The sequence below is a fragment of the Amycolatopsis sp. NPDC005232 genome (assembly GCF_040607795.1).
In the GTDB taxonomy this organism is placed as follows: Bacteria; Actinomycetota; Actinomycetes; order Mycobacteriales; family Pseudonocardiaceae; genus Amycolatopsis.
On sequence record NZ_JBEXHL010000029.1, the window covers coordinates 130,918 to 137,729 of the forward strand.

The 6,812-nt window shown below is 67.9% G+C and carries 6 protein-coding genes and 1 pseudogene; 3 read left to right on the forward strand and 4 right to left on the reverse strand.

Features of this window, described 5'->3' with window-relative positions; all coding sequences use genetic code 11:
- The first annotated feature begins 43 nt into the window (after positions 1–43).
- The gene (locus tag ABZU76_RS38730) at positions 44–1,366 is read left to right on the forward strand and encodes a hypothetical protein (protein WP_354879256.1); all 1,323 of its coding nucleotides are present in this window, start codon (positions 44–46) and stop codon (positions 1,364–1,366) included.
- A 153-nt stretch (positions 1,367–1,519) separates the two neighbouring features.
- Here the strand turns inward: ABZU76_RS38730 and ABZU76_RS38735 are convergent.
- Positions 1,520–2,167, reverse strand: a pseudogene (locus ABZU76_RS38735) (FAD-dependent monooxygenase); the annotation flags it as partial.
- Between the two features lie 523 nt (positions 2,168–2,690).
- Between ABZU76_RS38735 and ABZU76_RS38740 the strand changes: the two are divergent.
- Together ABZU76_RS38740 and ABZU76_RS38745 are read left to right on the forward strand one after the other, a co-directional pair.
- The gene (locus ABZU76_RS38740) at positions 2,691–4,097 is read left to right on the forward strand and encodes a molybdopterin-dependent oxidoreductase (protein WP_354879220.1); all 1,407 of its coding nucleotides are present in this window, start codon (positions 2,691–2,693) and stop codon (positions 4,095–4,097) included.
- A 2-nt stretch (positions 4,098–4,099) separates the two neighbouring features.
- The gene (locus ABZU76_RS38745) at positions 4,100–4,912 is read left to right on the forward strand and encodes a hypothetical protein (RefSeq protein ID WP_354879223.1); all 813 of its coding nucleotides are present in this window, start codon (positions 4,100–4,102) and stop codon (positions 4,910–4,912) included.
- 405 nt (positions 4,913–5,317) lie between these two features.
- On the opposite strand, the gene ABZU76_RS38750 is transcribed toward ABZU76_RS38745, so the two are convergent.
- The 3 genes from ABZU76_RS38750 to ABZU76_RS38760 form a co-directional block, all read right to left on the reverse strand.
- Positions 5,318–5,497 carry a hypothetical protein gene (locus ABZU76_RS38750; protein ID WP_354879226.1) on the reverse strand — a complete coding sequence of 60 codons (180 nt, stop codon included), beginning with the start codon at positions 5,495–5,497 and terminating at the stop codon, positions 5,318–5,320.
- A 128-nt stretch (positions 5,498–5,625) separates the two neighbouring features.
- Positions 5,626–6,459, reverse strand: coding sequence for an LLM class F420-dependent oxidoreductase (locus tag ABZU76_RS38755; RefSeq protein ID WP_354879229.1), 834 nt, complete (start codon positions 6,457–6,459; stop codon positions 5,626–5,628).
- Between the two features lie 2 nt (positions 6,460–6,461).
- On the reverse strand, positions 6,462–6,812 hold a 351-nt coding region (locus ABZU76_RS38760; protein WP_354879232.1), incomplete at its 5' end, for an SDR family oxidoreductase.

Sequence of the window (6,812 nt, forward strand, 5' to 3'; positions counted from 1 at the left end):
CACGTGTGTGCCACGACGCCGGTTCGGCCGGACGGTGAACGCCATGGCCGGTCGCCATCGGGGATCCCGCTCGCCACTGTCCTCCGGCGCCGTGCGCGCTATGGCCGGGCGGTTGAGCTGGGGGCTCGGCGACCAGGCGGTGTCCAGCCTGACAAATTTCGCCGTCGGCCTGTACGTGGCTCGCTCACTCGGCACCTTCGCTTTTGGCATCTTCAGCCTCGTCTGGGTGACCTACGGCGTGGTGCTCAACGTGTCACGCGGCCTCGCCACCGATCCGCTCATGGTGCGCTTCAGCGCCGTGCCGGAGGACCGCTGGCGCACGGGCGTCGCGAGCTCGTCGGGCACGGCCATCGGCGTGGGGTGCGCGACGGGGTTGCTCAGTCTGGTCGCCGGGCTCGTTGTGGGGGGCCCGCTCGGCACCGCGTTCGTCGCGCTCGCAGTCGTGCTGCCCGGACTGCTCCTGCAGGACGCCTGGCGCTTCGCGTTCTTCGCCAAGGGCGAGGGCAAGAAGTCTTTCATCAACGACTGCGTCTGCGGCGTCGTACTCGTTCCGGCGCTGTTTGTCGCCGCACACTTCCATACCGTAATGGCGTTCGTGCTGGCCTGGGGATTCTCCGCCACTGCCGCGGCGGGCTTCGGCTGGTTCCAGTGCGGGATCGGCCCGCGCGTGGGGGAGATGCTCGGGTGGCTGCGGTCCCAGCGCGACCTGAGCGTGCGCTACCTCGTCGAGAACGTGAGCAACAGCGGTGCGTCGCAGCTGCGGGCGTACGGGCTGGGCGCGATCGCGGGCATCGCTGCCGTCGGTGCGATCCGTGGCGCTGAGCAACTCCTCGGCCCGTTCCTCGCACTGCTGATGGGGCTGTCACTGGTCACGGTCGCGGAGGGAGCACGGGTGTTGCAGCGGGCACCCGAGCGGCTGAAGCACTTCTGCGTGATCCTCGGCGGCGGCCAGTCCGCCGCCGCGCTGTGCTGGGGACTCGGACTGCTGCTCGTGCTCCCCGATTCGGTCGGGCGCTGGGTAATGGGTGAGGTTTGGACCGCCGCCCAACCGTTAATCCTGCCCGTGACGCTGTCGGTCACCGGGTCGGGTCTCGTCGCGGGTGCGGCGGCCGGGCTGCGTGCGCTGGGAGCCGCTCGCCGCAGCTTGCGAGCCCAGCTGTTCGCGTCGGCGGGCTATCTCCTCGGCGGGCTGGGCGGCGCGATACTCGGCGGCGCCGTGGGCACGGCCTGGGGTTCGGCTACCGCGATGTGGCTGGGCTGCGCGATGTGGTGGTACCAGCTGCGCGCCGGAATTGCGGACCACCAAGGCTCCGTCGATTCCGCACCGGAGGGCCTCAGAGACGACGAAGAGCCGGCTTCGGCGTGACCTGTGGCGGCGGCCTGCACCGGTGCCCGGGAAGCTGACTAGAACAAGGCACTGGTGGGGCGTCATCAGGTCGTCCGGGTGCGGGGCCGCTGCTCGACTGGGTGGTTTAGAACTCCTAAGGGTCCACGGCCGGGCGGCGAGCTCGACACCGTCGTCGTGTGGCCGGACGGCGACCATCGACCAGCCCTGGTTGACCTCGACACGGCCCGACGCCCGTACGTGGGCGTCGATCGCATCATCGATGTCGGGCTGGTAGATCGACAGGTGCGCGGGGTGACCGCACGAGCTGCCACGCCAGTTCAGATCGAGGAGCAGTTCTCCCGAACCGTTGAGGTACCGGTAGCCCGACAGGGGCAGCGCGTCCCGGAGGGCGTGGTCGAGGTCCCCGACGGCTTGGACGATGCGCGCGGTCTCGCCGTCGATGTGCGTCAGGCGCGGTAGCCCGTAGAGCGAGGGCCAGCGCTCGAACACCACCACCGAATGCCCGGCCTTGCCCAGGGTGGATGCCAGGACGAGCCCAGAGGGGCCGTACCCGACAATCGCAACGTCGTATTCGTGGTTCACGATCAGGTCTCCCGTCGACGCGGAGCGGCTGCACTCCTGCGAATCGAGGTGCACGGTAGGCCGAAATCCGTGGTGTTCCGATCCTCTTCGCGCCACCACGATCCACCTCACGACGCGAGTTCGGGCTTGGGCGTGTCGTGTCAGCGGTTGAGGCGGATCTCTGGAGCCAGGTCCGGTGGTTGGTTCTTCCGACGGAAGCACGCGTGTGGTGCCCAGCCCTTGACGCCCAACAGCCACATCGTCACCTTGCCGGACGGCGTGAGGTTGCGATCGGCGGGGGAGGCGGACCAGGACGGCAGATCAAGCGGGCCGTACGTTCGGAGCCTATCCGTCATCGTCCCGCCCCTTTCCCTCACCGCAAGTGGGATGCGACGGGCAGCGCGGCGATCGGGTCGCGGACGGCCGGCTTGAACGCGGCCCCAACCAACTCGACCCGGTGAACCCGAAACGCAGAGTTGCAGCAGGCCGGAGGCGCTGGTGCTTCCCAGGGCTCCGGTCAGGGCTAGAGCTGCGCACATGAGGTAAGACGGGGGCGGCTCTGTGCCGCCAACTTGGTATGAGTTCACCGAGTACGCCGACGAATGGTGGGGCGCGTTCGACGGGTTCCTGGGGAGTGCGCGGACAACCGCATCAGCGGTACAAGCTCGCCCTGGGCCTGGGCACCACATGGACGAGGTGTCCGGACCCACTGGTCGTACCTGATCGGTGAGTGAATGTGATCGATATGGAAAACCGGTGATCAGCTCAATTCAACAAGGGGGTGCAGGCGGCGGCGCGACGCCCCTGCCTGTCGTCTATGGCAAATAGCTCGCCTCGGCCTTCGGGCTCTCGCGAAGTCGACCACCTCGCGGCCGAGCCGCCTGGCGAGGACGTCGAGTACGGCTTCCCCGCAACCTTCTGGCGGACCATCGGAAAGCGCCGGCCACCTGGTCTCGGCAGGACCCGCGCCTGGCGCAGTCCGCTGCGGGGGCCATGGCTGACGTCGATCTTCGGTGCTGTGCTGCTGGCGATGCTGCCGCTGGTGATCCTTACGGGGCTGCTGGACTACATCGCCTATGGCCCGCAGTTCAGGCAAGCGTTTCCCGTCGACGTCGGCTGGATGCACCTGCCGTTCTTCGACTGGCCGACCCGGCCGTCATGGCTGTTCCGGCTGACCGAAGGCCTGCACGTCGGACTCGGCCTTGTGATGATCCCGGTGGTGCTGGCCAAGCTCTGGTCGGTGGTGCCGAAGCTGTTCGCCTGGCCGGCGTCACGCTCGATCGCCCAGCTGCTGGAGCGGCTGTCACTGCTGCTGCTGGTAGGTGGCATCCTCTTCGAGATCGCCACCGGGGTGCTGAACATCCAGTACGACTACATCTTCGGGTTCAGCTTCTACCGCGCTCACTACGTCGGTGCCTGGGTGTTCATCGGGGCATTCGTCTCCCACGTCGTGATCAAGTTGCCGAAGATGGTCAGGGCACTGCGTTCGAGGTCCCTGCGAGCGGAACTGCGTACGACTCGCGCTGAAACCCGGCCCGAACCCGTCGACAGCGACCTGGTTGCCATCGCACCTGCGCCGGCGACGATCAGCCGCAGGGGAGCGATCGGACTGGTAGGCGGAGGAGCGCTGCTGGTCGCTGTGCTCACAGCCGGGCAGACCATCGGAGGATTCACCCGTAGCTGGGCGCTGCTGTTGCCGCGCGGGCGGTCCTACGGCGAAGGACCCAACGACTTCCAGGTCAACAAAACCGCTGTCGCCGCGCAGATCACGGCCAGGGACACGGGCCCGGCGTGGCGGCTGTCGCTGCTGGGCGGTCCACGTCCGGTTCAGCTCGACCGTACCGAACTCCTCGCGATGCCCCAGCACGCCGCCACGCTGCCGATCGCCTGTGTGGAAGGCTGGTCCGCGACGCAGGACTGGTCGGGAGTCCGGCTCCGGGATCTGGCCGCAGCGGTCGGCGTGCCGGATCCGGAGTGGGCGATGGTCGTGTCCATCGACACCGGCTCGTTCGGCCGAGCCACCCTGCAGGCCAACCAGGTGCTGGATCCCGACGCGTTGCTGGCCTTGCGGGTCAACGGCACCGACTTGTCGCTGGACCACGGATTCCCGGCACGGGTCATCGTGCCGGCCCTGCCCGGGGTGCACTGCACGAAATGGGTTCGGTCCATCGAGTTCCGGAGCCGCTGACGATGCGTACTGTCCTTTCCCGCGTCCGCGGGTTCTACGGCGACAATCCCCTGCATCTGCTGGTGCTGGTCGTCTGTTTCGCACTGGCCGGATTCGCCGCCACGCACGAGGTGACCGACCGCCTCTGGCCGTTGGCGCTGACCTGGTTCCTCGCGGCCGTCGTGGCGCACGACCTCATTCTGTTCCCCGTCTATGCCCTGCTGGACATTTCGTCCACCTCCGTGCTGGGCGCTGTGCGCCGACTTCGCCGCAGTTCAGCGCCGCCTCGTGTGCCTGCCCTGAACTACATCCGCATCCCCGTCTTGGGCACCGCGCTGACGTTCTTGCTATTTCTGCCGGGCATCATCCAGCAGGGCGCCATCGCCTATCAGGCGGCCACCGGTCAAACGCAAGAGCCGTACCTCGCTCGTTGGCTCGTGTTGGTCGCGGTCATGTTCGCAGCCAGTGCGGTGGCATACGCGATCAGGTGGTACATCAGCGGTATTCCGGTTCGCGCCGCATTAGCACCTCTACGAGCCATGTTCGAAGAAGGAGAACGCGTCCTTCTCGTCGCACAGGGGGCCTCCACCCCGGTCGCTGTGGTCGCAACATCGGCGGCGCTGTACCACCCGGCTGACGACCGACCGGGAGCGTGGCTGCGCACGCCGTGGCGCGACCTGGCCGACGTCGAACGGCGAACCGATGGCGGCCTGCTCGACCTCGTGCCCAGCGCCCGGGCAGAGGGCCCACCCCGCCAGGTGTCCCTTTCGTCACCGGAGGCATTGATCGACCTGGCGAAGAAACTCGTCGCTCAAGGAGCGCGCAGTCCTCACTAGTGCTTCGGCTGTCAACGGTGGGTAGGTAACCGGCACGGCGAATATTGAAGCCGATGGCGAGACGGTGTTTTGGGTTGTGCGTGTTTGTCGCGCCGGCAGACGTAGCGGGCGATGACCCTCTCCCGGGCGGTGTGGCCGAGGTAGTCGCCGCCCTCGAAGATGAAGCAGCGCAGCGTGGCCAACTCGACGGCGACCCATCCCCGCCGAAATCGACCCGGGCGAAGCCCGCCGCGCCTACGTCGCTCCCCACCATCTTCAAGAACGATTCCAGCGAGAGTGCTCAAGCCTGAGTAGCTACGTTACGGGCGGGGATCCCGCCAACCACTGTCCACTTCGCGCCGGTTCGAAACGTCAAGGGCCGGTGGCCACACCGTGATGGCGTGGCCACCGGCCCTTGACGGTGACTCAGAAGCGCAGGTAGGCCGTCCGGCAGCCGGCGCCAAAGACGGCGCCGGGAGCCACCTCGTCGCGCAGGGTGATCGGGTCGCGCTGCGTGCAGGCGACCCGATCGTCCAGCAGCAACGTCGACGTGACCGAGGCCGCGGCCGCGAGTGTCCACGAACGGGTCGTACCTCCGCAGCTCATCCGCGGCAGCTCACCACCCGCTGGGCACGGCGACTGCCGGTCGGCAGGGATGTGCGCGCGTCGGGACGGGTGCCCTCGTCCGTGACGAACTGAACGTCCCGGACCTCATGCGCTCGTCGAACCGCGGTTCACCGGTGATCTGCCGCCCGTCGGGCGAGGTCGTCGAGCACGGTGATCGTCTCGGCCTCGGGCATTGTGGGCAGCAGGAACGTGTAGCGCTCCACGCCGGCTTCGGCGAACCGCTTGATCGCGTCGGTGTCGGTGGAGCCGTCGCCGAAAACTGTGAACGGTACGTCGGCGCGACCTTGCTCGGCGAGCCATTCGCGGACGCGGCGGATTTCGTCGGCGGAGGTCTGCTGGGTTGGCAGCCAGGCGTCGCCGTGGCGGGCGAGCCGGCGCAGCGCGGCCGGACTCCCGCCACCGACGTAGATCGGCGGGTGCGGGGTCTGCACGGGCTTGGGCCACGCGAAGATCGGGTCGAAGTTCACGTGCTTGCCGTGATACTCGGCCTGCTCCTGCGTCCAGATCGTCTTGAGTGCCGCGATTTGCTCGTTGATCCGCTCACCACGGGTGCGCGGGTCGATGCTGTGGTTCTCCGTCTCCTCGCGGTTCCAGCCCACGCCGACGCCGAATGCCACCCGGCCGCGCGACACCAGGTCGAGTGAGGCGACCTCCTTGGCCGTATAGATCACGTCGCGCTGGGCGAGCAGCGCGATGCCCGTGCCCAGCACCAGGTTCGACGTGTTCACCGCGGCCGCAGTGAGCGCGACGAACGGGTCCAGCGTGCGGTAGTACGAGCGCGGGAGGCTGTCGTAGCGAGGGTGGGGGCTCTTCCGGCTCACCGGGATATGCGAGTGCTCGGCCACGAACAGCGAGTCGAACCCGCGCTCCTCCAGCGCCTCTCCCAGTACACTGGGGCGGATACCTTCATCGGTCACAAAGGTGGAAATTCCGAAGTCCATGGTCAGTGGCCGGCGCTCATGCCGCCGTCGACGTGGAGGATTTCGCCGGTGACGAACGGCGCGTTCTCCAGGTAGACGACCGCCTCGACGACGTCGCGGATCTCGCCCATGTGTCCGACGGGCTGCAGGCCGGCGAGGAACTCGTGGATCTGCGGGTCGTGCATCGGGGTGCGGGTGGTGCCTGGAGCGACGGCGTTGGCCCGGATGCCGCGAGTGGCGTACTCGATGGCGAGGGACTTGGTGGCGGCTTGCAGGCCGCCCTTGGTCAGTGCGGCGAGGACGGACGGGACTCGGGAATCGGCGTTGTCGACGATACTGGCCGTCATGTTGACGATGTGCCCGCCGCCCTGGGC